The organism is Aestuariibaculum suncheonense (assembly GCF_014596935.1).
Lineage (GTDB): Bacteria > Bacteroidota > Bacteroidia > Flavobacteriales > Flavobacteriaceae > Aestuariibaculum > Aestuariibaculum suncheonense.
In genome coordinates, this window is sequence record NZ_JACVXC010000058.1 from 1 (window position 1) to 246 (window position 246).

Below are 246 nucleotides of genomic sequence, written 5' to 3' on the forward strand. Positions count from 1 at the left end.
TGTGGGCGCGAAGGGATTCGAACCCCTGACCCCTTGGGTGTAAACCAAGTGCTCTGAACCAACTGAGCTACGCGCCCGAATATTTTCGGGTTTTGAGTTTATTTCTAATTGAAATCAGTCTCGCAATATGTCAATAAAAAACCTGATTCATATCAGGTAGTTTAACTGTTGTGGGCGCGAAGGGATTCGAACCCCTGACCCCTTGGGTGTAAACCAAGTGCTCTGAACCAACTGAGCTACGCGCCC

Annotated in this window: 2 tRNA genes; both read right to left on the reverse strand. The window is 48.4% G+C overall.

Annotated elements, in window-relative coordinates:
* Window positions 1-2 precede the first annotated feature (2 nt).
* Window positions 3-77 (reverse strand) — tRNA-Val (locus ICJ84_RS16735).
* 94 nt (window positions 78-171) lie between these two features.
* Window positions 172-246 (reverse strand) — tRNA-Val (locus ICJ84_RS16740).